The sequence below is a fragment of the Aeriscardovia aeriphila genome (genome assembly GCF_002259595.1).
GTDB classification, from domain to species: Bacteria; Actinomycetota; Actinomycetes; order Actinomycetales; family Bifidobacteriaceae; genus Aeriscardovia; species Aeriscardovia aeriphila.
Map to the genome: position 1 here is coordinate 587,120 of NZ_MWWU01000002.1, position 24,772 is coordinate 611,891.

General features: G+C 52.7%; 16 protein-coding genes and 1 other RNA gene. 8 read left to right on the forward strand and 9 right to left on the reverse strand.

Annotation, left to right across the window (positions count from 1 at the left end; all coding sequences use genetic code 11):
• Positions 1-1,251: an ROK family protein gene (locus tag AEAE_RS03545; RefSeq protein ID WP_094689752.1), complete on the reverse strand. Its 1,251-nt coding sequence runs from the start codon at positions 1,249-1,251 to the stop codon at positions 1-3.
• 327 nt (positions 1,252-1,578) lie between these two features.
• Here AEAE_RS03545 and AEAE_RS03550 point away from each other — a divergent pair, with 327 nt between their 5' ends.
• Entirely contained in the window at positions 1,579-3,156 is a 1,578-nt protein-coding gene (locus tag AEAE_RS03550) for a xylulokinase (protein ID WP_094689753.1), read from the forward strand.
• A gap of 261 nt (positions 3,157-3,417) precedes the next feature.
• Here the strand turns inward: AEAE_RS03550 and xylA are convergent, their stop codons facing one another.
• A complete protein-coding gene (xylA, locus tag AEAE_RS03555) occupies positions 3,418-4,764 on the reverse strand; it encodes a xylose isomerase (protein ID WP_094689754.1) in 1,347 nt (448 codons plus the stop codon).
• Positions 4,765-5,306: 542 nt separating this feature from the next.
• On the opposite strand from xylA, the gene AEAE_RS03560 reads away from it, so the two are divergent.
• From AEAE_RS03560 to AEAE_RS03570, 3 genes are all read left to right on the forward strand, one after another.
• Entirely contained in the window at positions 5,307-6,221 is a 915-nt protein-coding gene (locus AEAE_RS03560) for a carbohydrate kinase family protein (protein WP_094689755.1), read from the forward strand.
• A gap of 427 nt (positions 6,222-6,648) precedes the next feature.
• The gene (locus AEAE_RS03565; protein WP_094689756.1) at positions 6,649-7,857 is read left to right on the forward strand and encodes an Nramp family divalent metal transporter; all 1,209 of its coding nucleotides are present in this window, start codon (positions 6,649-6,651) and stop codon (positions 7,855-7,857) included.
• An 80-nt stretch (positions 7,858-7,937) separates the two neighbouring features.
• Entirely contained in the window at positions 7,938-8,681 is a 744-nt protein-coding gene (locus AEAE_RS03570) for an SGNH/GDSL hydrolase family protein (RefSeq protein WP_094689757.1), read from the forward strand.
• A 59-nt stretch (positions 8,682-8,740) separates the two neighbouring features.
• On the opposite strand, the gene AEAE_RS03575 is transcribed toward AEAE_RS03570, so the two are convergent.
• The 4 genes from AEAE_RS03575 to AEAE_RS03590 form a co-directional block, all read right to left on the reverse strand.
• Entirely contained in the window at positions 8,741-11,524 is a 2,784-nt protein-coding gene (locus AEAE_RS03575; RefSeq protein WP_094689758.1) for a DNA methyltransferase, read from the reverse strand.
• Between the two features lie 170 nt (positions 11,525-11,694).
• The gene (locus tag AEAE_RS03580) at positions 11,695-12,408 is read right to left on the reverse strand and encodes an MIP family channel protein (RefSeq protein WP_094689759.1); all 714 of its coding nucleotides are present in this window, start codon (positions 12,406-12,408) and stop codon (positions 11,695-11,697) included.
• A 138-nt stretch (positions 12,409-12,546) separates the two neighbouring features.
• Entirely contained in the window at positions 12,547-14,406 is a 1,860-nt protein-coding gene (locus tag AEAE_RS03585) for a sulfatase-like hydrolase/transferase (RefSeq protein ID WP_094689760.1), read from the reverse strand.
• Between the two features lie 260 nt (positions 14,407-14,666).
• Positions 14,667-16,190: a THUMP-like domain-containing protein gene (locus tag AEAE_RS03590; RefSeq protein WP_094689761.1), complete on the reverse strand. Its 1,524-nt coding sequence runs from the start codon at positions 16,188-16,190 to the stop codon at positions 14,667-14,669.
• A gap of 213 nt (positions 16,191-16,403) precedes the next feature.
• Here AEAE_RS03590 and AEAE_RS03595 point away from each other — a divergent pair, with 213 nt between their 5' ends.
• Positions 16,404-17,495 carry a YeiH family protein gene (locus AEAE_RS03595; RefSeq protein WP_094689762.1) on the forward strand — a complete coding sequence of 364 codons (1,092 nt, stop codon included), beginning with the start codon at positions 16,404-16,406 and terminating at the stop codon, positions 17,493-17,495.
• A gap of 176 nt (positions 17,496-17,671) precedes the next feature.
• On the opposite strand, the gene AEAE_RS03600 is transcribed toward AEAE_RS03595, so the two are convergent.
• From AEAE_RS03600 to ssrA, 3 genes are all read right to left on the reverse strand, one after another.
• Positions 17,672-19,213, reverse strand: a complete 1,542-nt coding sequence (locus AEAE_RS03600) for an amino acid permease (RefSeq protein ID WP_094689763.1) — start codon at positions 19,211-19,213, stop codon at positions 17,672-17,674.
• Positions 19,214-20,256: 1,043 nt separating this feature from the next.
• Positions 20,257-20,508 carry a hypothetical protein gene (locus AEAE_RS03615; RefSeq protein WP_094689766.1) on the reverse strand — a complete coding sequence of 84 codons (252 nt, stop codon included), beginning with the start codon at positions 20,506-20,508 and terminating at the stop codon, positions 20,257-20,259.
• Between the two features lie 373 nt (positions 20,509-20,881).
• Positions 20,882-21,282: a transfer-messenger RNA gene (gene ssrA / locus AEAE_RS03620) on the reverse strand.
• A gap of 83 nt (positions 21,283-21,365) precedes the next feature.
• Between ssrA and AEAE_RS03625 the strand changes: the two genes are divergently transcribed.
• The 3 genes from AEAE_RS03625 (at position 21,366) to AEAE_RS03635 (ending at position 24,592) form a co-directional block, all read left to right on the forward strand.
• Positions 21,366-22,370 carry an ElyC/SanA/YdcF family protein gene (locus tag AEAE_RS03625; RefSeq protein WP_094689767.1) on the forward strand — a complete coding sequence of 335 codons (1,005 nt, stop codon included), beginning with the start codon at positions 21,366-21,368 and terminating at the stop codon, positions 22,368-22,370.
• 276 nt (positions 22,371-22,646) lie between these two features.
• Positions 22,647-23,585: a DMT family transporter gene (locus tag AEAE_RS03630; RefSeq protein ID WP_094690099.1), complete on the forward strand. Its 939-nt coding sequence runs from the start codon at positions 22,647-22,649 to the stop codon at positions 23,583-23,585.
• A 176-nt stretch (positions 23,586-23,761) separates the two neighbouring features.
• Positions 23,762-24,592 (forward strand): aldo/keto reductase, encoded by an 831-nt coding sequence (locus AEAE_RS03635; protein WP_158520486.1) that lies wholly within the window; start codon positions 23,762-23,764, stop codon positions 24,590-24,592.
• The last annotated feature ends 180 nt before the right edge of the window (positions 24,593-24,772 follow it).

Below are 24,772 nucleotides of genomic sequence, written 5' to 3' on the forward strand. Positions count from 1 at the left end.
TTACTCAGCTTTGCGCTCGGCCTGCGGCAAGAACTGGCGAGGGTGATCAATAAACTGGCGCAAACCCACCTGGGCTGCACCCACCAGCGCCGAATGCTCCGGGACAGCCGAAGTGAGAACGCGAACCTTCACGCTCGCGCTGCCGATAATCTGGTCTTGAATGCCAGCTTGCAAGCGAGGGGCGAGGGAACCGGAAAGCTCGGACCACAAGCCGCCCAGAACAATCGTGTCAATGTCGACAACATTCACCACAGACGCGAGCACCGAAGTCAGCGCGTTGAGGCCTGCGTAGATGGCTGCCGCAGCCTGAGAATCTCCCTGCTGCCAGCGAGAAATGAGGTCGAGGGCGAAAGCGCGCTCCGCAGAATGCTCGTGCGTCGTGATGCCCGCAGCCTCTACCAGCGCGCGGCGGCCCGCAAGCGTTTCCAAGCAGCCGGTACGCCCACACGTGCAGTGAACGCCATGAGGGTCGACTTGCATGTGGCCAATCTCACCTGCGAAACCATGCTGGCCAGCTTCCAAATGCCCATCGCGAACCAGAGCGCCACCAATGCCAACGTCGGTTGAGATGAAAATAAACGAGTCACTCGGGCCGAGCTGGTCGGAGTCAGGGTCGTGAACCGTTGCAAAACCAGGGATTTGGGCGATGGCAGCAACATTAGCCTCGTTATAGGCGTGAGCGTGGAGGCGGCGGACCACGGCAAACTGGCTCAAGTCGAGGTCAGTCCAGCCGAGGTTGCGGGCAAAGAGAAGCTTGTTCTCCCCCTCCACCAAGCCAGGCAATGCCAAGCCTGCTCCACACAACTGATAGCCTTCGTCCTTGAGGAAGGCTTCGGCGGGGCGAACCATACGGTCAAGTTCGGCGAAGATGGTGGCCGGGTCAGTGTCGATCATGGCTTTGCTGATCCACTCGGAACGCACGATGGTGCCGGAAATGTCGAGAATCAGGTAGCCGTAACCGTCGGTGTTAATCTGAAGGCCAATTCCAGCCCAACGGTGAGGCACGAAGGCGAGAGGTGTTGCCGGGCGGCCGAAGCCACTATTGGGCTCGGAGGTGGGTGTCATTTGTTGCAACACTTGGGCTTGAATGAGCATGTCGGTCAGCAGCGACATGGCGGCTTTCGTCAGCCCGGTTTTTTGAGCGAGTTGAGCGCGCGAGAGTGGTGAGCCGTGGCCTAACAGGGTTTGCATCACAATCGAGAGATTATGTTCACGCAGGTTGTCCTGGTTAATCGTTTTCATCCGTGCCATATCTGCCCTACTCGTGTGTGGTTGGTTGCGTGCGTTACTCGCATTTCCGGTTGCTCGTGCCGCCGCTCGACTGGACTTAGTTCAGTGCTTTAACTATTATGGTATCAGCATGGAACCAAGGGTTCCACGCCATACAACTAGCTTTTAGCTCAAGTATAGGTGCGCATTTTAACTAAGTCGAATGCCTGTCAGTGCTGCTCGACAGGGTTGCCGAGCCCAGTGGTAGCGCAACGGTATTCCCAGTGAGGTATCGCTTCAGCGTTGACCTTCTGGGTGGGCTGAAGCGCTTGACTGGCAAGGCCAGCCTACTTGAGGGAAAGGATTGCTATGAGCAGTGAGAAAGTGCTCGTTGCGGGCGTAGATACGTCGACACAATCATGCAAGGTGCGCGTGAGCGATGCTGCTACCGGCGCTCTCGTACGCATGGGCGTTGCCAAGCATCCCGATGGAACATCGGTAAATCCGCAAGCATGGTGGGATGCCTACCAGGAGGCTGTAGCTCAGATTGGTGGGCTCGATGATGTTGCCGCTCTTTCGGTAGGCGGCCAGCAGCATGGCATGGTATTGCTCGATGACCATGGCCGTGTGATTCGTGATGCTCTGCTGTGGAATGACACTCGTTCGGCCGAACAGGCTGAAAAGCTCATCGTTGAGCTCGGTGAAGAGGCTCTGGCTACAGAAGGTAAGGCAGACGAAGCCCCAGCCGACTCCGACACCAACACCCCAGCCGACCCCGACGCTGTTCATGCTCGCGGCATCCGCGAATGGGTTCACGCCGTAGGCACCTCACTCATCGCCTCCATCACCATCACTAAGGTGCGCTGGGTAGCAGAAAACGAGCCAGAAAATGCTCGCCGTATCGCCGCCATCTGCCTGCCTCATGATTGGCTGACCTGGCGTATCGCTGGTTACGGCCCACAAGCAAGCGCTGAGGAAGGCTTGAAGGCGCTCTCTCACCTCACCACCGACCGTTCTGACGCTTCTGGCACCGGCTACTTTGACCCTGCTACCAATCAGTACCGTCGCGACTTGCTCGCTAAGGCACTTCTCGGCACGGTTGACGCGCAGAAGGTGATCCTTCCTGAAGTGATCTCCCCTGCTGGTATTGCTGGCACAGCCGATCCTGCTCAGGCGGGCAAGAACGTCGAGGGCGGCTGCGTGCTCGGCGCTGGCGGTGGCGATAACGCCATGGCAAGCTTCGGCCTGTCGATGGGCGCTGGCGATGTGAGCATTTCGCTGGGCACCTCTGGTGTTGCTGCAGCCGTGAGCCCAACGCCAGCCTATGATGACACGGGCGCCGTGAACGGTTTTGCTGACGCTTCCGGCCAGTTCCTGCCTCTGGCCTGCACGATCAACGCTTCTCGTATTACCAACGCTGGCTGCCAGATGCTGGGCACAAGCTTTGATGAGTTTGCTGAGCTCGCTTTTCAGGCTCAGCCTGGTGCTCAAGGTGTGACGCTGGTGCCGTTCTTCGATGGTGAGCGCACTCCGAACCGTCCGACGGCTTCTGCTCGTTTGGAGGGTATGAACCTTGCCAACACCACTCGTGAGAATATTGCTCGCGCCTTCGTGGAGGCCCTGCTGTGCACGCAGCGCGATTGCTTGGAGGATGTGCGCGCGCTGGGCGTTCCAGTTCGCCGTTTGCTCCTGATCGGTGGTGGCGCCCGTTCCGCTGCCGTTCGTAAGCTGGGCCCGTCGATTTTGGGTATGGAGGTTTCCGTTCCCCACACTGATGAGTACGTCGCTATTGGTGCTGCTCGTCAGGCTGCTTGGGCTCTGGCAACTTCTTCTGATCCCAAGGCTCAGGCTCCTGCTTGGCCAGTGGAAATCGACGAGGTCTACCCTGCTACTGATGTTGAGGTTGGCGAGAAGGTATATCGCCAGTACGTCTCTCATCGTGGCTAAGCGCTTAAGATTATCACTGCGCTGAACACTGTCCATACTGATAATCTCGTGCTACTTATTCCGCCCGGAGTTCCTCCGGGCTTTTTTGTTGCCACAAAGCTAGCGCTCGCCGAAGCGAAAGGCGCGATGGCTGTTGTAACACGGAAACTATTCCAGCGCAGTGAAAATCTGGGTATAAAAAAGCTCCCAACCCCTCGCACATAGGGTTGAGAGCTAAAGCCTAAGAATTTAGGCTTGGTATTTCAGGAGAAAGAGTAAAACTCAGGCTTCGCGAAGAGCATCGATCATGTAGTTATTGATCGTTGCCATCACGGACTCGAGGTGATCAGACTTGTTACCTGCAACAAGCTGCTCTTCAGTCATGTCGAGAACACGAGACTCGAGGGACTCCAAGGTCTCCTTGTGCTCTTCGATAGCCTTGCCTTCTGGAGTGTTCCACGAAGCATAGCGATCGTCGAGGAGGTTCTCGATGAAGTGATCCTGGTGCATCTTGTCAGCAACCAGCAGGCCAGCTGCGTAAGAATCCATACCAGCGATGTGAGAGCGGAACAGATCCTCTGGGTCGAAGGAGGTACGACGTGGCTTTGCATCGAAGTTCAGGCCACCCTTTGGACCGATGGAGCCAGCGCGCATAACCTCCCACATCACCTGAGTGGTGTCGTAGAGGTCAACGGGGAACTCATCCATATCCCAACCGACGAACTTGTTGCCCTGGTTGGCGTCGAGAGAGCCGAGCTTGTCAGCGTCGACGGCGGTACGAACTTCCTCACCATAGGAGTGGCGAGCGAGGTTGGCGTGGTTGCCCTCGATGTTCATACGGAAGAAGTCGAGGTCGTAAGTCTTGATGAAGTTGAGAGCCGCAGCCACATCCCAATCGTACTGGTGGGTGGTTGGCTCCTGTGGCTTTGGCTCGATCAGGAACTGAGCGTCCAGGCCGATCTTCTCAGCATATTCGTGGCACATGCGGAACCACTCAGCCATGTGGTCCTGCTCGCGCTTAACGTCGGTATTCCACAGGGATTCCCAACCTTCGCGGCCGCCCCAGAACACGTAGTTCTCAGCACCGAGGCGCTTAGCGATTTCGAGGGACTTACGCTGCTGGCCGGCAACATACTCGAAGATGTGACGGTTTGGAGCAGTGGAAGCGCCACGAACGAAGCGCTTGTCGGTGAAGGTATCGCAGGTGTTCCACAGCAGCTTGATGCCGGTGGCCTTCATGTTCTCTTCGATCTTGTCGATCACTGCGTCGAGGTTCTTGTCGGTCTCGCGCAGGGTATCGCCTTCTGGAGCAACGTTGCGATCATGGAAGCAGAAGTACTCAACGCCGAGCTTGCTCATAAACTCGAAGGCGTAATCAACGAGAGCCAAGGAAGCATCCAGTGGCTTGGAATAAGTGTTCTTATGCCATGGACGAATAGCGGTTGGGTCACCGAAGTTATCGTTGAGCTGAGCGTTGAAGGTGTGCCAGTACGCAACAGCGAAACGCAGCCAGTCCTTCATCTTCTTGCCGGCGACAACGCGCTCTGGGTCATAGTAATGGAAGCCGAGGCCTTCTGCTGGGTTCTCGGTGCCAACAAATGGAATCTTATCAACGTTCCACAGATCCATAATTCTGCCCTTCGTAGTGTTGGAGTCTGCTTTGACTTCAACAAGCTTTCCTGTGTGCTTCGCCTTGGAAGCTTGGACATCTCCTATTGTGGAGTCAGGCCTCGACTTTGTCAAGTGTTTTAACTTAATCACCTCTTCAGGCGTTTCCCTACCCAGATTTCCACTGCAATTACAAGCTTTCCCGACATAGTTAGTTGCTTGTACTATATGGCGGGATTATCACTGCGCACTCCTCGATCATTGCGTGCGAGGCCTTCGCCCGCCACTGCACGCAAGCCAGCGCGAGCGGGCAATGCTTAAGCTGCGCGTGACACAGCGTGACAATCTCGAGGTGTACAGAGCCCTACAAAAGGGGTGAGAAAGGAGAAACTTGGGCAAAAAGTGAGGTTTTCTGCGGTGTTTTGGGTTGAAAGTAAAAGTTTTGCGCGGAATAATGGGAAACGCCGATCCTTAAACCAGCTGATTGGGCGGTTGCGTCGTAAGGAGTCAGCGCCAGTGCACAAATGCTTGCAATAGGGCAAGCCTTTTATAGAGGAGATTCTATGAAACAGAAGCCGATTGTCCTCAGCGTTGGTGAGATCCTGTGGGATATGCTCCCAGCGGGTAAGAGGGCTGGCGGTGCGCCGACGAACTTCGTATACCACGCCACAATGAACGGTGGTGACGGCTATGCGATTTCCGCAGTCGGCAACGATCAGCTCGGCGATGAGCTCGCTGGTGAAGTCCACTCCCACCACATTTCCGCTATTTTGCAGCACAACTCCTACCCAACCGGCACCACTCATGCCAAGCTGGATAAGGAAGGCGTGCCACAGTGGAGCATCACCCAGAACGTAGCATGGGACCACATTCGCTTGAACCATGACCTCTCCGACATGGTGTCCGGCGCCGATGCCGTGTGCTTCGGCACTCTCGCACTGCGCAACCCAGAGAGCCGTGAGACTATCCTCTCCCTGCTGCACGATTGCAAGCCAAGCGCCATCCGCTACTTCGACATCAACATTCGTGAGCAGTACTACTCCAAGGAACTCATCCAGGAGCTTCTCGAGCTGTCCTCCGTCTTCAAGATCAACGACGACGAGCTTGAAATTCTTCGCCCAATGTTCAACCTGCCAGAGGGCGACGAGGAAGCTTGCAAGTGGTTCATCAACACCTACTCTCTCGACTATGTGATCCTGACCGCAGGTGCAAAGTACTCCATCGTCGCTTCCAAGACGGAGTTGAGCAAGTTCTACACTCCTAAGGTTCCTGTCGTCGACACCGTCGGCGCTGGCGATGCCTTCTCTGGCGTGTTCACCATGGGCATTTTGGAAGGCCGCTCCCTGCGTGAAGCTCACCGTGCTGCTGTCAACACTGCAGCTTACGTGTGCACCCAGAATGGCGCTTGGCCAGATTACCCAGAGGAGATTCCTGACTACGCTGCTTCCGTTCCTGAGAACGAGCTGCCACAGGAGTGAGGAGAAATAACTCCTTCCAAGTTTTCATTCGTTGTTGAATGAAGCAGAAATAGGGCTTTATCGCTGCACTGAGCGGCGGTGAAGCCCTTTCATTTACCTTTTATCAATTTATCTCTCATCTTTTTTGATTTATCTTTTCATTTCTATTTTCAGTAATCTTTTTGTAAGGTTTGCGTGAAGTGTGGAGGCCAGGAATGACACTCGCATGACCTGGCCTACACATGCTCTTAACACAGTCGGGTTAGCATCGGAGACTAAACAGTTAACCATGAAAGAAGAAACGACTAACCGACTTCCTCCCCCTGCTTCCGAGACACGTTGACATGACGCCGACCTCGCGCTATTACCGCGCGGATAGATGTGCCTCGGACGTGGGTGAAGTGCGCCTATTGGCACCTGAAGCCTGGCATGGTCGAATGAGGACAAGATGAGAACACTTCGCCGCATACTGCACAAACTCAGTTTCCTTGGCCCGAGCTTCGTCGCCGCAGTCGCCTACCTTGACCCCGGCAATTTCGCAACCAACTTCTCTGCCGGCTCAACCTACGGCTACATGCTTATCTGGGTGGTCGTCGTGGCCAACCTCATGGCCATGCTCATCCAATACCTCGCCGCCCGCATCGGTATTCTCACCGGCAAAACGCTCGCCGAACTCATCGCTGAACGCACGAGCCGGCCGATGCGCTTGCTCTACTGGCTACAAGCCCAGATTGTCACTATCGCAACCGACATGGCTGAAGTAGTGGGCGGTGCCGTAGCTCTCTACATTCTTTTCCGCATGCCCATCGTCATCGGTGCTCTCGTCACAGTGGCAATCTCCACGCTCATTTTGTTGCTGCAAAATAGGTCGTGGCAGCAGCTTTTCGAGTGGGCGATTATTGCGATGGTTCTCGCCATCACGGGACTCATTTTTTGGGATCTCGCCGCTTCCCACCCGCAAGCCCTCCCCTTGCTCGCCGGTTTGCAGCCGAAATTTGACGGTAAGGAAAGCCTCGTTTTGGCGGCAGGCATTCTGGGCGCTACCGTCATGCCCCACGCAATTTACGCCCACTCGGCTCTCGTTCGCGACCGTTTCGGCGTGATCGGTGAACACAAGCACAACGCGATGCTCAAAGCGACCGCTCTCGACATTGTTCTTTCCATGCTCATCGCAGGCGCGGTGAATGGTGCGATGGTGGTGATCGCTGCTGCCGCATTCCACGGCATGCCGGGCGGTGACACTTTGGAAGGTGCGCATCACCTCATCTCTTCGGTGCTCGGCGCTGGCCCTGCTCTCGCGTTTGCTTTGGCACTCTTCATTGCTGGCCTTGCTTCAACGACGGTCGGCTCCTACTCAGGCTCGGTGGTGATGAACGGCCTGCTGACCATTGAAGTCACGCCTTTGGTGTCCCGCTTGGTGACCGCGATTCCAGCGGTGGTGATTTTGGCGCTCGGCGTTGATCCAACCCGCACTTTGGTGATTTCACAGGTAGTGTTGAGCTTTGGCATTCCTTTTGTTCTGATCCCACTGCTCACTTTGACGGCTCGTCGCTCGGTGGTTGCACGCCCGTTGCCCAAGCTCGTCTACTGGCTGGCAGTGGTGTGCACTGCGCTCATCATTGCGTTGAACATTGCTCTGCTTATCTCCTTGGTTTGAGATTATCAGTGCTCACCACAGCCTTGCTAGTAAGCTTAAATTCATCTGCGCATGCTCGTGTGCGTCACGTTCAAGGAGGAATGATGAGTGTCATGGATGATAAAAATGCTGCATTACCAGGCAACGCTTCCGCGTATGATCTTGCAAACCTGCCTGCTGCTGAGCCTTCTGTACTCACCGGCAAACGCATTCTGTTCCTTGGCAGTTCCGTGACCTATGGAGCTGCTTCGCAAGGGCAATCTTTCGTTGACCTCTTCGCCGCTCTGGACAGTGTTCAGGCGACGAAAGAAGCGATTTCCGGTACAACATTAGTTGACCGGCCTTCTACTTGGGCTGAGCAGATGTTTGGTAACGGGGATAGTTACGTTACCCGCTTGCAAAAGTATGATTCTCACACGGATTTTGACGCTATTGTGTTCCAGCTTTCCACAAATGATGCCACCACGCATCAGCCGCTCGGCGAAATCAGCTCCTCATTCGACCCGTCAGATTTCGATGTGCTCACCATCACGGGTGCGCTCGAGTTTATAGCGAGCTATTGCGCTCACCACTGGGCTGCTCCCCTGGTTTTCTACACGGGTTCGTACTACGAGAGCCCCGAATATTCAGACATGGTGACGAGGCTTCGTGAGCTCGCCGAGAAATGGCATTTCGCTGTGATTGACCTCTTCAGCGACAGCGCCTTCAATGCCATTCCTCGCGCAGACTACACACTCTTCATGGCCGACCCCATCCACCCCACCAAAGCCGGCTACCTGCGCTGGTGGTACCCCGAGATGAAAGCACAATTGATCTCAACCTTGAGCACAGTTTCTCAGGCCTAGCAGCTCAATACACAAAATGGGTGAGAGGGATCTTGCTCCCCCTCACCCATTCATGATTATCACTTCTCGTTCTTGGTCATTTCTGCGTAGTTATTGAAGAGGATCTGCAATCGCTCTTCATTCGTTGCACACGGCTTTGATGCTCCAAAGGCGAGGTCCACCACCTTATCCAACGCAATGTGTGCTTTTCGCAGGTCAATAGGCATGTAGGCTGGATCATACAAGTCAGCCAGCGACTGCCCTTGATAATTAGCGCGAGCTTCCAATACAGCTTTGCCTGCTGCAATCACCTTTTGGCGAAGCTCCTCGGATACTTGCAGTAGTGGCAGATTATTCCACACCACAGTATTGGAAAAGCTACAACTGATTCCTAGTCTTCCACCAATAGCCTTTTGCCACGTCATAAACATTGATGATTCGATGATTGCAAAATTGAAACCGTAAGGATCAGAACATGTGTAGACCTTATCACCTGCGATAATACTCGGATCATAATAGTCACAAGTCGCATATTCACGTCTCTCGCTGAATACACGCGGAATGGCAAGATATGCGACACTAGGCTGATGATTTTCATCAAAAAGCCAAGCGGTGGCAGCTTTTTCTCTCGTCGGTTTTTTCTTACTAGAAAGTCTAAACTCACGTACGGCAGCAACACGATGTGATATGAAAGAAGATCGCCTCATCTCACCAGGCGTAGCATCTTGAAGCCACAGGCACCAGCGATCAGTGTTATTAATCAGTTCTTTTCCCATTCGGAATGGTCGAACATATTTTGATGCAACGGGATCAGCCATTGCCTCATCATATTCTTCGCGAGAATTGATGATCAAATGGCCACCATCTGTAGGCTTCGATCCAAACCTCGCTTCAGCAAGTCCTGGCAACGGCTTCATTCTCTTTTCAACGAAGACATTGGGAGCATCAATCAAATATCCGTTAATATTCTGGGCAGTTCTTCCTACTGGTTCACCCGTAATATCCGGATATTCAAAGAGAACAGGAGAAACAGCACCCTTACTCATACCGATAATCTCGACGTGAACATGAGCAATATCCGTGCTTTGCGCATTCCACGAAAAAGTCTGATGAGCAAACGAAATCTTCCAGCCCATACCAAACAACGGTTTGAACAGAGCAGGAACTGGCTGACCTTGAGTAATTGAGTTCGTAGAAACGAACGCGAACTGAGCGCCAGGAACTTCATTCAAATAATGCGCTGCCTTATAATGCCAGCCTGTGGAATAATCCAAGTAACCGTCATAATCCTTGCCCATGAGCTCTTGCAAGTCAGCCTTCTGGTCTCCGCTCTTCAAGTACTGACCCACAAACGGAGGGTTACCCATCACATAATTGCACTCAGAAGCAGGGAGCAATTCATTCCAGTCGTAGCGCAAAGCATTCGCTTGAACGATGTTGCCGGAATCATGCAAAGGCAGGTGTGGGAGAGCCTGACTAGCAATAATCTCCGTATCGTCGAGTGCCTGCTGCTCGGCAATCCACAGGGCAGTTTTCGCCACGGCCACTGCGAAGTCGTTAATCTCAATGCCATGCATCTGGTCAATAGAAACCTTGACCAGCGAGTTGTCACCACCCAAGTCAATGAAGCCTTGACCGTTCAGCATGTCAGCGAGAGCTTGGTTCTCGAGTTCACGCAACCTCAAGAAGGTTTCCGTCAGGAAGTTACCTGAGCCACAGGCAGGGTCAAGGAACTGAAGGCTAGCCAGTTTATCTTGATACGCTACCAGACGGTTCTTCCTCTTGATTTCTGTAAGGTGAGGATCATTCTCAATAGAAGCCAATTCAGCTTTCAAACGGTCCAAGAAGAGCGGGTCGATTACTCGGTGAATATTCTTCACCGTGGTGTAATGCATACCACCCTGTCGGCGTTGATCATGGCTCAACGTCTCTTCCATCAAAGAGCCGAAAATAACCGGAGAAATATCCTTCCAGGTGAAATTCTCACCGGCGTTGATCAGAGCGTCGCGAATTTCCTCACTAAACTGTGGGATCTCAATTTTCCCGCGGAAAAGGCCACCGTTGACGTACGGGAAATCTCGCAGGTCCCTCTCCAAATACGGGTCGCGCTCGCTCTCCTTCGTGTCCAGAACTTCGAAAAGTTCGACAATAGCGCGGCGCAAATGCTCAGCATCCGTTGCCTTCACATAGTTAGTGAAAGCGTTCGGCGTAAACAGGTTGGCATCCTCGGCATACAAGCAGAAGACGAAACGAACAGTCAACACTGCCAAAGCATGGTGGCTGGCTTCGTTATCAGGGTCAACATACTGTTTTGCCAAAGCATTATGAAGGTTCGCCACCAGCAAGCCAGCCTTCTCGGAGAGTTGCTGTTGGATAACAATACGCGAGTGGTTGGGAGAGAAAATCTGACGGAACGTATCCAAATGCTCAGGAAGCTCTGTAAGGTCAAACTCATCAACCGGTGTGCCTTGAGCTTGTGGGTCAGTTTCAAGGTCATAGAATCGGAAATGCTTGAAGTTGCAGGTGCAAATAACACTTGGCTTCTTACTGAAAGGCAGACCGGACACATAGCGCACCGCCTGTTGCGCAGGGGTAACAGGAGTCCCCTGGCGCATTTCTGGCTTATCCAAGTCAACAGAAGCGCTCTTTTGTTCAACCAGGAAACGAGCATCAGGGAAAAGCGCATCAATATAGCCATTTCCTGCGGTTCGCTCCTCGAAACTGACCTCAGCAGTGGGGTTTGGCCGGTGAAGAACATTCTCCAGCAAGTCGATCCAGAAGCATTGTGTTTCCTGCTTCTCATCGCCATGGCCTTCCCAGCGCTCAATGAAATCAAGCGTCGTCTGTTCCACCATCGATGCCATATGCCACTCCTCAACCTCGTACCCACATTCGTGAATTCTCTTAACAGTTTACAAGTTCATGCGCATCCAGCGGCTACGAGTTTTGGGCAACAAAAAAGCCGGCAGGAACTGCCGGCTAGTAAGCACAGAACATCAGAACGCTGAGAGATGAAGCGTGCTGATAATCTCAGTTAGGCCTCGAGAGCTGGACGAACCAGGAAACGATGCACGCAAGCGGCCAGAGCACCACCGACCAGTGGAGCCACAATAAACAGCCACACCTGCGACAAAGCTTCACCACCGGCCAGCAGAGCCGGACCCAAAGAACGAGCAGGGTTCACAGAAGTGCCCGTGAAAGGCAGGCCCGTGAGCACGATAGCCATCAAAGAGACGCCGATAACCAGGCCAGCAATCTTGGAGTACTCAGCCTTAGCAGTAACGCCCAAGATTACCAGAACGAAGAAGAAGGTGAGCACCGTCTCAACCAGGAAAGCCTGACCCATGCCAGTGTGCAGTGCGGAAGCGTCACCATAGCCGTTCGTACCCAGCGAAGCATTGGAACCAGTGAAGGCAACGAGCAGGCCAGCGGCAGCAGTTGCGCCGAGAACCTGAGCGACCACGTAGCCGACGAAATCAGCAACGCTCATGCGGCCATCAATGAGCATGGCCAGGGAAACTGCTGGGTTCAGGTGAGCACCAGAAACATTACCCACAGAGTAAGCAGCAATGATAATCGAGATGCCGAAGGCCAGAGCGATGATCACCGAGCTCACGGCCAGAGGCGAACCCTCAAGCTTCACCTGGCCGACCAGAGTGTTAGCACCCACAACGGTGCCGCAACCCAAAGTCACCAGGATCAGAGTGCCGACGAACTCTGCGACATACTTACGAAAGTTCATAGTCATCCTTTCTTCCTCTACACGTCATACGCTTGCTGGAGTGCGAACATACCAGCAAGCTGACGTCTCCCATTGTCCTTTGTTGAGGAACAGTTATCAAGTTTTCAGCGCTGAGGTTGACACCCGACGCAACTGTGTCGCGAACTACTCCGCAGAGTGAACCGTGCGGCCTGAAGCGTCGTGAGGAGCGTTCTTCATCTCCAGAATGTTCGTCGCATAGAACTTGGAGTAGTACGACAATTCCTCGTCCACATGAGCCAGACCATCCTTCTCGATCAAGGTCTTATGCGAGGAGGCGAGGTTCGTACCCAAGCCCAACCTCTCGCCTGGAATCTTGATTCCCAACGAGTTGACAATGGTTGGCATGTAGTCGAATGGAGCGTACTGACGGTTATGCGTCTTGAAGTCCTTATTGGTGAAGGCCGGGTTCAAGAACAGGTTGTACGTCGTGCGCTCGTAGTGAGGATCCCAATTCTTAAAGAAGTTCGGGTCCATGGACAGGTGGTCGCCAGTCACCACAATGGTCGTGTTCTGGTAGAACGGCTGGGCTTGAATCCAGCGGATGAAGTCATACACCTGCTTTTGCGAGTGGAAGATCACGTCAGCATACTGGTTGCCAAACAGACGCTGCGTCTCTGGCTCTAGGTAACCGTCTGGGAAGTGCGTATCCGCGTTTTCCATCACAAAGTGGAATGGCTTACCCAGAGTCGACAAGCGGGTGATCTCTTCCTTGGCGTAGTTGTACAGCTTGTTATCCTCAAAGCCCCACCACACCTTGTAGTTCTCAGGGATCAAGTGCTGAGCCTTCGCATACTTCCAATCGAAGATCTTCAGATGCCCATGCTCAGTGAACATAGTAGTCAAACCGCCGAAATCAGCGTCGGCGCCAAACATTACCGTCTGGTTGTAACCGCGCTTGGCGAGCAGGTCGATTGTTCCCGTAGCACCAGGCATGAAGTTTCCTTGCAAGCCATAGGAGTTTCCATCGGTAGGAACCTTCATCGGGATGCCGAAAGTCATGTTGACCATGCCAGCCACCGACCAGCTGGAACCATAGGTTTGGTGTGGGCCGCCCCAGGTGGAACGGTTCGAGAAGTGAACAGCGTCCTTCTCCTCGCTCAACTTCATCATGTCCGGGATGAGGTTGTGCTCCATATAGCCGCCATGAGCCTTATCCAAGTAAGAGTTTTCAAAGCTCTCAAAGTAAATATGAATGAGGTTGCGCTGCTTTTCAGGGTATTGCAAGCGTGCGGTCGCTGGATTCACATAGTTGTTGGCAATGAACTCAGACTTGACGGTGTAAGCCTTGATAATCTTGTCCAAATGGACTGTCGTGTAGGCGTACGTAGTGCCACCGATGAGCAAGAGAACACTCACCACCCAGGCAGCAATTTTCACTACCTTATTGTGCAGAACAATGCGACCTTGCTTCGACAGTGCCAATGGCATAAACATGATGAGCAGCAGAACAAAAATGATGCTCACTGCAAGGAAGACAGGGCGAGTTACGACATCAGTAATGCCATCGCCAACTGCTCCTGTCACCGGTGAGAAGAAGTTATAGATCATCTGCTCAGGCGTCATTCCTCCAAAGAAGGAATTAAACCACCATGCTGCACACCAAATAACCGTTCCCACCACAGCAAAGATGATCGCCACAACAGTGATGGTGATGGTTAGTGGTGTGAAATGGAACTTTTCCTTCTCCAGCTTGAGCTCTCCGTAAGCAAACGCCTTGAAGAAGGCGAATGCAACACCGAAGAGAAGAGCAAAGATGATGTACCGAACATCAAATCGTCCGTAATAAGCAGCAGGTTCGAAAATGTAAGCGCGATGCCTAATGAAGCGAATTGTCAACAGTGTCACAAGATTAACAACAGCGATATCCAGAAGTACCGTTGCTATACCGTTCCATACTGATTTCGGGCGACGTAAGAGGAGGTCAACTCCTCCTGTCAATAGGCCGACCAGCAGCCAGATTCCCACCATAACGACAGTTTGCATAGATTCCTACAATCTCTTTATTGATACTCCTGGTTGGGTGCTCGTCAGCTGAGTACTCATCAGTTGAGTACTCCGAATTGGGTACCCAAGTTCAGTACTGGGGTGAGGTGCACCTTTGCCACTCCTGAAGTGTACCGTGCCATATACACCTTAGATGACGTAACAAGCGCACGTGCGGTTATGTTAGCTTTTGTTTCATAATGTTTCGTATTGTGAGTTTCTTCTGCTCTACGACTACTCTCGTTATCAGACGCCTTACCTTAGCCCCATGGGATGTTCAGATTGTCACTGACCAAGGGCTCTGAACTCGCAATTCTTTTTGCGCGAATGAGCACATGTTCACCATGGGCATTTGTCGTCGCAAAAACAGTGATATCCGATCCATCCTTGAGTTTCAACTTTTTTCGTAAACTCACTGGGGTGAAGGGAGCATTGCGAACCACAATGTTGGCATGCGTCAGCTGGCTTGTCAGCTGGCGCAAGTCCTTCTTTGCAAAGCCACTCACCTGTTCAATAACAAAGCCCTTGGCTGGAATCGTGCTGGCAATCTCGAGGCGGCCGCCCACAAAAAGGTGCGAGTTCTCCTCCAACGCTTCCAAGCTAAAAGCCTGAGCAAAAGCTCCAAAACAGCCGGCCTTCATCACGCTGGCGTTTGGCTCCCAGAGCAACTGCCCCTCCAGATTATCAGTCTGCTTTCTCACTGGCGTAACTGTTTTCATCTGCGTCGATCCCTTCACCGTGAAAATGCGCGCAAAAGAGGAAGGACTGCCCGTCAGCGCGAAATCCGCCTTCTGGGCGAACTGCTGGCACGTACCACCTTCACGTGTCAGTGGCTGCTGGGATTGATCAGTGAGATCAGCGCACACGAGGCGGTCGAGGTGCTCGCGCTGATAATCATGAGTAGTACGGCGCATATCGAGCACCACAAGCAGCTCTTTACACTCGCCTTTCACCGAAACGATATGAACCTCAGTTGCGAAGGGCGCAAGATCATCGACAGTTTTGTGCCAGTCGAGCATGGGGGACAGCTTGAGAAGTACGAAATGGGCCTTCTGCGCCAAATTTTCCAGCAAGTTGAGAACATTGGGCTCGCAATCAGCGAGAGCATAGGTGCGGTTTCCGTGAGCGTCACGACGCGCTGGATCCAGCATGATGACGTCAACAGCGGGCATGGCGGCCAGGAAATCCTTCGCATTACGATGATGAACTTCAACGCGATCAGAAATGCCAAGCTGCTGGAGATTATGACTGACAATTGTGCACAGCTGCTCGTTGCGCTCGACATAATAAGCATGGTGGGCTTTCTGCGCGATAGTGGCGAAATCAACACCAAAACCGCCAGTGAGGTCAGCGAAAGTAAATGATTCGCTAGCATTTCTCGTATCAGTAGCATTTCTCGCATCGCTCAGTTGGCCAACAAGTGTGCATACCAGGTGGGCCTTGTATTCTGCGGCCTGTTGTGATGAGCATTGTTCCATAGGAACGCGAGAAGGATAGAGCAGGTGCGGGGTGGCTGCCCAGGAAGGAAGTTTGCGAGTGGCAATCTGACGTCCTGAAATTTGCTGGAGAACCCAGGCCAGGTCAGGACAACGAGGAGTTTTCACAGCAGCGTTGCTCTCCCCAGTGCCTTGCTTCCAAGGAAGTTTTGCATGCAATGCCAAGCTGTCAATGTCATCGTCAGCATGGTCGTCTAGGTACTTCCACACTGTCGAATTGACAATCACATTATCGACGATTGTGGCACCTGCTTTCAGGTGCTCACTCTTTGTGTTGTCAACATTCATACTCTGCCTCATTCTTCGCTTGTTTCCTGCATGCTCATCTCAGGCTGCTGGGGATTGCTGCGCTCGCCACAACTTTCCTGGCCTGTTTTCCTGGCCTGTTGCGTTTGCTCATCTCAGACCCATACTATTCTCACTGCACTGATAAGATTGAACGATTCTGTACAAGTTCACTGACGACTTGCTTGCGTCATGACGACCCAAGGAGAACAGACCATGAAACAGTTCATCAGCACTTGGTGGCAGCGTATCGCTACCCCATCGATGCTCGTGGCCGTAACCTTATGCCTGCTCGCATCACTGGCCGGCGCATACCTCAAACAACTTCCTGTACTCAACCTTTTCGGCGCGCTCATTATCGCACTCCTCATCGGAATGCTAGCGCAATGGCCAGTTCAGAAGCTATGGAGCAACACCTCAGAAGACAGGCGGAATGGACTTTCTAGCGCTGCTGGGCTCATTGCTAACAAGCTGTTGCGTTTGGGCATTATTTTGCTCGGCTTCAAGCTCAACCTCGAGCTTCTCTTTACTCAAGGTGTGAAAAGCCTGCCTCTTGCTGCCCTCGTCGTTACTCTGACGATTCTGGGTACCTATGCTTTAGCTCGCGCGCTCAAAGTTTCGCCTCATTTGGCAATGCTCACCGCAGGCGGTACGGGCATTTGTGGTGCAGCAGCCGTAATGGCAATCTCAGGCTCTATGAACTCCACAGACGCCGAGATTATCAGTGACGAAGAAAAGCAAGAACGCGCCAACAACGAGGTGATGGCTGTAGCAACCGTGGCTGTAATGGGAACGATTTTCGCTCTCATCGACATCGCGCTCTTACCTGCACTTCCTCTCAGCACAGCTCAACGAGGGATTGTTGCCGGTGCTTCTCTGCATGAGATTGCCCATGCCGTCGCTGCTGGTGACGCTCTCGGTGCTGTTGATGTTGCTACGATTATGAAGCTCTCCCGCGTCCTCATGCTCATCGTCGCTGCAGTCGTCATTGCAGTATGGTGGTCACGCAGAAATCAGAAGGCATCAGCCTCTGGTTCGACTGGCCCGAAGAAGCTCCCGATCCCCTGGTTCATGCTGGGCTTTATCGCAGCTTCTGTTCTCGGAACTATTGTCCCTGTTTTCCACGCTTGGGCACCACATTTGGTTGACGCTGGCTACATTTTCCTGGGCATGGCGATGGCAGCTTTAGGCCTGAACGTGAACTTTAAGGCGATGCTTTCTCACGGGCGCAACGCTGTTATTGCGAGCTTTATCGCTTCGGTGTGCTTGCTCGCGTTCAGCATTGGTGCTGCTGCCCTTTTCTTCTGAGGTTTACTTAAGATTATCAGCGTAAGATACCCCTCAGAAAATCTCTCTGCATCTACTTGGTAGCAACTGACCTTGAATGACACACTGAGAGTGAGTTACTGGTAGGGATTAATCAGGAGTGGCAATCTCACGATGTCAATTTCACGATGTCAACCTGGTAGTGGCAATCTGAAGGCCTACTCGCCAAGATTCGCTGACTCAGGCTTGACGGCTGGGGCGTGAGTGATGAGCTTATGCCCCCACCACAAAGCCAGGAAGAATGGAATACCAATAAAAGGTGACAGCACCTCAGAGATCGGCTCACCCTGGGTGAGAGGCTCATAAGCTTGGCCCACCATGATGAGAAAACAAGTCACAAGAGAGACTATCGAGCCAGCTGGGAAGAAGCGTGAGCGATACGGTAGCTTACTCAGAGGAATTCCTTGAGCCTTCAAAGCCTTACGGAACTTCCAATGGCACCACGCGATACCGGCCCAGGTAATGAAACCTGCCATCGCGGAGAGCGTGAGCAGGAATTCGTAAGCTTTACCATCACCAATCAGGGAGGTAATAAAGCCGGCCAAGCCTACCAAAGTCGTAGCAACGAGGGCGTTGAAAGGAACTTGATGGTGAGATAGCTTCTTCAGGATTCGAGGAGCTTGCCCGTTTTCAGCGAGAGCAAAGAGCATACGAGTAGAAGCGTAAAGCCCGGAAGTTCCAGCAGAGAGAACAGAGGTGAGAATGACGGCATTCATCAGCGATGCAGCCCCTAAAATTCCTGCCTTTTCAAAGACAAGAGTGAAAGGAGATATTGCGATATTCGTCTCCGAGGCGCGAAGAAGCGAAGGGTCAGTGTAAGGAATGAGGAAGCCGATCACTGCAATCGCACCAATATAGAAGAGCACAATGCGCCAGAAAATAGTACGAATTGCGCGAGGAATGGAGCGGGAAGGATCTTCAGCTTCGCCAGCTGCCGTACCGATCAACTCTGTGCCTTGGAAAGAGTACCCCGCGACGAGGAGGACGAGGATGACGCCTTTGTACCCTCCTACAAAAGGCGCTTGGCCTGCGGTCCAGTTTCTGGTACCAGGAGAGTCACCAAGAATTCCAGCGATCATTGCGATTCCCAGAATAAGAAATACGAGAACCGCTGCAACTTTGATAGCTGCAAACCAAAACTCACTTTCCCCGTAAGCCTTCGCGGAAAGAGCGTTAATGATGAACAAGATTGCCAGGAACAATGCTGACCATACGATTGAAGGCGTGTGAGGGAACCAATATTTCATCACGAGAGCTGCAGCAACAAGTTCAGCTGCAACCGTAATTGCCCAGTTAAACCAGTAATTCCACCCGATCGCGAAACCAAAGGACGGGGAAACAAAACGCGTTCCATATTCGCCAAAGCTGCCAGCAAGTGGCAGAAAAGCAGCCATTTCGCCGAGAGCTTGCATGATCAACCACACCATGATGCCAATGAGCGCATAAGCGACAAGCGCGCCACCAGGGCCGGCTTGAGCAATCGTTGCACCTGATGCGACAAACAGACCCGTGCCAATAGCGCCACCGATTGCGATCATGGTCAGGTGGCGTTGGCGCAAAGAGCGACGAAGAGTTGTTTGTGTTTGGGAAGGCTCGGCCGAGAGCTGTGACTGAGAGGAATCAGGAGCGTATACTTGCCGAGATTGTGGTTGGGAAGGCTTGCTGCTCGTTGAATCCAGTACTTTCTTATCTGTTTTCATAGTGCTCCTTCCTGTGAAACATTATCTCGTGACTGGTACCTACCTGTAGTTATTTGTCCGCTGCTCATCGACTCGTGTGCGTCTGCGCACGATTGTAGCGTGGCAACAGTCCTCGTGCCGTGCTGGTACAAATAATGCTCACCGGCAATCTTGAAGAATTGGGGGGTGCTTCATGGATTTCAGGCAGACCCCCGCACAGCTCTCAGACGCGTACAGACGGGCGAAGAGCGGCAGCGGTGATATTTTTAAGGACAGGTCAACACGGTAAGAGGCACATCCCACCGCGTAAAACACCCCCGAGCGTGCAGCAAAGAAAAAGCCCCGCCGCGTGAGCGGTAGGGCTTGCAGAATGGTCTTCACTTATTTTTACTCTGTCGGTCATCGTGCGACGGCTGCGAATGTGTTGGAGTCGTCCCCCAGTCATGACAGAAAGAGTAGACCGCGGCGATGGCCGCCGCCGGAATCGCTAGAGTACAGATCCCCTGTCCGAGACTTACAAGCCAGTGAGGCCCTCCCCACTGGTCGGCCGTCATCATGAAATAGAGCAAACCACCGAGAGCGATATAGTAGCCCATAAGATCACCCCTCACACGCATCATAATTGTGTGCTCTTTTAGCTTATTACGTTTTTGACGGTTGCGAGATGTTTCCGCAACATGGTGCCCCACCAATGGCCGGGCACCATGCAACGAAAAAGTCAGAAGTGTATACGATTAGGATACGTCATCCGGTACAGTCCAATGTTCGTAGTCAATCCACCGTGACTCAACCAAATTAGCACCAATAGTCCCCGTGAGCGCGGTCGCATAATAACAGTTCTTCATATTAAGGCCCTTTTCACATTCGTCAAAGCCGAAACAGATAATCAACGGAGCCGCGATGAGCGGCAACCCGGCGACAAATGCCAGAAAATCTCGCATCGCTCAGCCCACCAAACCGGAAGAGCCAGTAAGGTTTTCGGGTAAAACTGTGAGCCATGAGGGCATAAGAAAAGGGCGCTCACCATTGAACGCCCTCAAACAAATCGGTAGTTGTTATTAGTACTACTTTTCCCTATTTATTGCTAAATATTGCGAATACTCTTCACGATCCTCAGGTTCAAGAAGCGGGAAGAACTGAAGTGCATACTCATCACCCTTCTCGGTGATTGCATAATCCATAAGCATGAGAAAGGCTGAATACGGCTCATTTGCTTCCACATCATCTTCAACCCATTCCCGCGCCTCAGGTGGCATTACCGGCTTCAACAAGCTATACATCTGGTCGACCACCATATCAAGATCAAGCAGAGCCATTATTACTTCTCCATTCATCTGAGGAGAGCTTACGATAGCCACTGATTACTCGCCATAGTTTTTCCGGTAGGATGATTTTACCTCAACCAAAGCTCCTGCAATTCTTTTTCCCAGATACTTTAAGTTCCTCAAGGAACTTGGTAACTGTTCATCATCGGGATTGACAATCGTTTCCATTATGGCGTACTTGATTTAGATGTGGTTCGTGAGCGTTTGGATGGGCTTCTCCGTGCCCACACCGTGCCCACATTTTTTCAAAAACATAGTGAAAAAGACTAAAAAAGACTCAAACAGGATAAAGAAGTCGAGAGGCTGAAACGCTAGTATTGCAATAAAAAACCGGCTAGCGCTTGGTTTTGCGTTAGCCGGTGAAAAGTGGAGTCGCCGGGAATTGAACCCGGGTCCGATAACCGAACTCTCAGCCTTCTACGTGCGTAGTCATCATGCCCAAACGGGAATTTCTCAGCCCCAATGAATAGCGATGACGCCTCTTGCGGGCTCAGTTACAGTGGAAGTCCCTCACATCCCCTGCAACGCAGGCTGTAAGGCAAGCCTTCGTAATGACGCTCGACCATTCCGCGAAGGCGGCAGAATGGGGAACGGAGACGCATCTCGCGGATTAAACCCTGAGGCTAAACTCAGGCAGCGAGTGCGAACTCAGTGCTGTTATGTTTGGCACTTAATTCTTCGCGTGAGGACATTTACGTGTGGACCCACGCCTTCACGGCACGCTTCTCTGCGACGGACAGGTTACCGTCGAAACCGATCGACCCCTCTCTAGTTATCAAGCACGCTGAAAATCAGCATTCTTAAGATTAACACACAACACCAGTATTCCCAACTGATAATCTGAAAGCATGAAAATCTTGGGGCCACTCATCGTTTACTCGCCAAGCATCGCCTTGGCCATCGCCTTTGGTCTGTGCTATCGAAAAGAGCCGCGACAGTTCAAGAATGCTGTGCTGCTCGGCTTTTTCCTCATCACTTTCTTACCGACCCTTCTGATGAGCTTTGGCCACGTAAGCATGGTGGCGCCCCTGTTTTTCGCTATTTTGCTTGCTCCTGTTATTACCATCGCTTTCCTTTTCATGAATACCTTTGTTGTCGTCAGGCATGAAGGTTTTCACCTCTCCACCATCCTGCCCGCTCTCCTCGTGCTCGCCATCATTGGCTGGTTTAGCCTGTTTCCCGTGCTGATAATCTTGAGAGCTCCGGCTTGGCTGATGGGCATCGCCTCTCTGATTACTGCCGAAGGCTTGTGGTTTTTCTTCACTTTTGTGGCTCTCCTGCTTTACAGCACGCTCTACCGGCTTCTGCCTCGCAAGCGCGTGTACAACTACATCATTATTCACGGCGCCGGGCTGATCGACGGCAAGCCTACTCCCCTGTTGCGCGGGCGTATTGAGAAGGCGTATAGCCTGTGGCTGCACCAGAATAAGCAGGGCAAGTTTGTCGCTTCTGGCGGCCAGGGTAGCGATGAGGCAGTTTCTGAGGCGCAAGCTATTGCAACGTATTTGATGCGGGTTCGCGATGTTCCTGCTGAGCAGATCTTGCTGGAGGACAAGTCGACGACGACGTTTGAGAATCTCTCCTATTCCAGGGAGATTATCAGTGCGGATTGGTCGAGTGACGAACCCTACCGCACTGCGCTTGTCACCAGCGATTATCACGTTTTCCGCGCGAGCGAGTACGCCCACCAGTTGGGAATGAAGGCTGATGGCGTGGGTAGCCATACGCGCGCCTACTATTGGCCGACGGCGTTTATCCGCGAGTTCATCGCCATCACCAAAGCTCATTGGATGCCTTACCTTGTGATCGCCATTCTCTCTCTTATTCCAATGGCAATCTCGCTGATACGCTAGCTGCTGGGAAGACTAAACCTCACCACAAGCCTCTGGCCCAGTAATAATCTCGCTGATACGCTCGTTGCGGGGCGGGCGTGACGCGCCTCCGCTTTGTACCCTTCTGACATCAGATTGTCATTGCTGCAAAGTAGGCACAGGATAAGCACAAATTCTCCGGTGATTCTGAGCAAAAAAGCGTATAGAATCGCGCGGGTGAGAACAGTGAACCGTGTGGGATGGAAGAGTGCCTCCCCAGTTGACCCCCTTAGCTTAAACTCTGCCACACCAGTGGGCATGCTGGGAAATATGCCAGGGAAAAACCCACGACGTCGTCGAATTCGCCTGTTCGCACAAACCCCTCGAACCCTACTCATCGGCATGGGCGTCACCCTCCTGGGCGGCTGCTTGTGGGGTATGAATGCGACCGTGTCCAAAATTTTGATGAACACCTATCACGCAACCCCACTCTGGATTGCCAGTATTCGCGAAATCTTCGCCGGATTGCTTTTCCTCGCCTGCGCCGGTTTTTCGGAACCACGCCAGCTGCTCGGGGTAGTTAAGGATCTGAAGTTCTACCCCACGTATATCCTGGGTGCTTTCTTCTGCGTGATGGCAACGCAGGTGACCTACTTGCAGGCAATTGACTGGACGAATTCAGGAACGGCCACAGTTCTGCAAACGCTCAACTTGCTCTTCGTTCTCGCCATAGTGTGCATTCGCGACCGCCGAGCACCAGGTGTGAGAGAGTCGATCGGCATTCTTCTCGCTTTCTCGGGTACGTGCTTGATTGCCACGAATGGTGATTTCACTACCCTTACCCTTCCTTTGGCCGGACTGTTGTGGGGTTTGGCTGATGCTGCTTCTACCGCTTCTATGTCGGTGATTCCGGTGAAGGCCATGCAAAAATATGGCAATTTTGCGATCAACGGCATCATGTTCCTCATTTCTGGCATTGGCGTCTCCGCCTTCGTCCAGCCGTGGAAGAACCCTCCTCATTTCGATGCTCTGGGTATTTTCCTCATGTGCTTCACGGTGATTGGTGGCACTTTTGCCGCTTATTGGCTGTACATGTCGGGTGTGATGCGCATTGGTGCGATGCGAGCGACTATGCTGGGAACTTCGGAGCCGGTGATGGCCACGATTTCTGCCGTGTTCTTGACTGCCTCCGTGTTCACTCCTGTGGACTTGGTTGGCTTCGCTCTGATCCTTACCATGGTTTTTTTGGTGAAGTAGTCTTCTGGCCACCCTCCAAGCCGTGGGGCTCGCCCCTTTCGCCGGCCAGTCACCAGGACGCAGGGGCTCTCAGTCCTACTCTTCCTTGGTTTCGCTCTCAGAGTTGGAACTTTTTCACCAGCATGCCGTCTTTATACTGAAACTGTTGGAATAACAAGATCTTGCGAAGGAGCAGTATGATCACCAATCCTTTGATGATTCCGCTGAACAACGGCACGAGCATCCCGCAGGTTGGCCTGGGCGTTTACCAGACTCCTGACGGCGAGACCACGGTGAACGCCGTGCGCGCAGCTTTGCAGGCTGGCTATCGTCATATCGACACTGCAGCGCTGTATGGCAACGAGGTTTCCGTGGGCCAGGGTGTTCGCGAATCGGGTGTTGCTCGTGAGGACGTTTTCGTCACCACTAAGCTGTGGAATGACGACATTCGCGCTGGCAAGACGGCTGAGGCTTTCCAGGCCTCTTTGGATCGTTTGAACTTAGGTTATGTTGACCTGTACCTCATCCACTGGCCAGCTGAGGGTTGGCAGCAGGCTTGGCGCGACATGGAGAAGCTCTACCAGCAGGGTGTGGTCAAGGCTATCGGCGTCTCTAACTTCCAGCAGCATCATTTGGAGGAGCTGATGAGCTTCGCCACCGTAAAGCCTGTGGTTGACCAGATTGAGGAATCTCCTCGTTTTGCTAATCAGGAGCTGACCGACTTCTGCTTGAAGAACGATATTGCTGTTGAGGCATGGAGCCCTCTGGGTGGTACTGGCGGCAACTTGCTGCAAGACCCTGTTCTGGCTCAGGTCGCTGCTGAGGTGGGCAAGTCCCCTGCTCAGGTGGTGATTCGTTGGTTCATTCAGCGTGGCGTTGTCGTTTTGCCGAAGAGTACGCATAAGGAGCGCATCAAGCAGAACTTTGACGTGTTTGACTTTGAATTGAGCGATGAGCAGATGGCGAAGGTGAGCTCTTTGGAAACTGGCGTTCGCCCAGGCGCTGACCCTGATAACTTCAATTTCTAAAGATTATCAGCCTGCTTCCTCACCTGTGAAACGCTCTTCGCCTCCAATTCGTCCGTTCGCAGCAGAGAGCGGGTAGGTACGAATAAAGCCCAACAGTGCTTTCGCATTGTTGGGCTTTTTCTTTGTCGAGCTCTTCCGACCGCGGTCTTATAGATTACTGAAGTACATGAGCTACGGCAA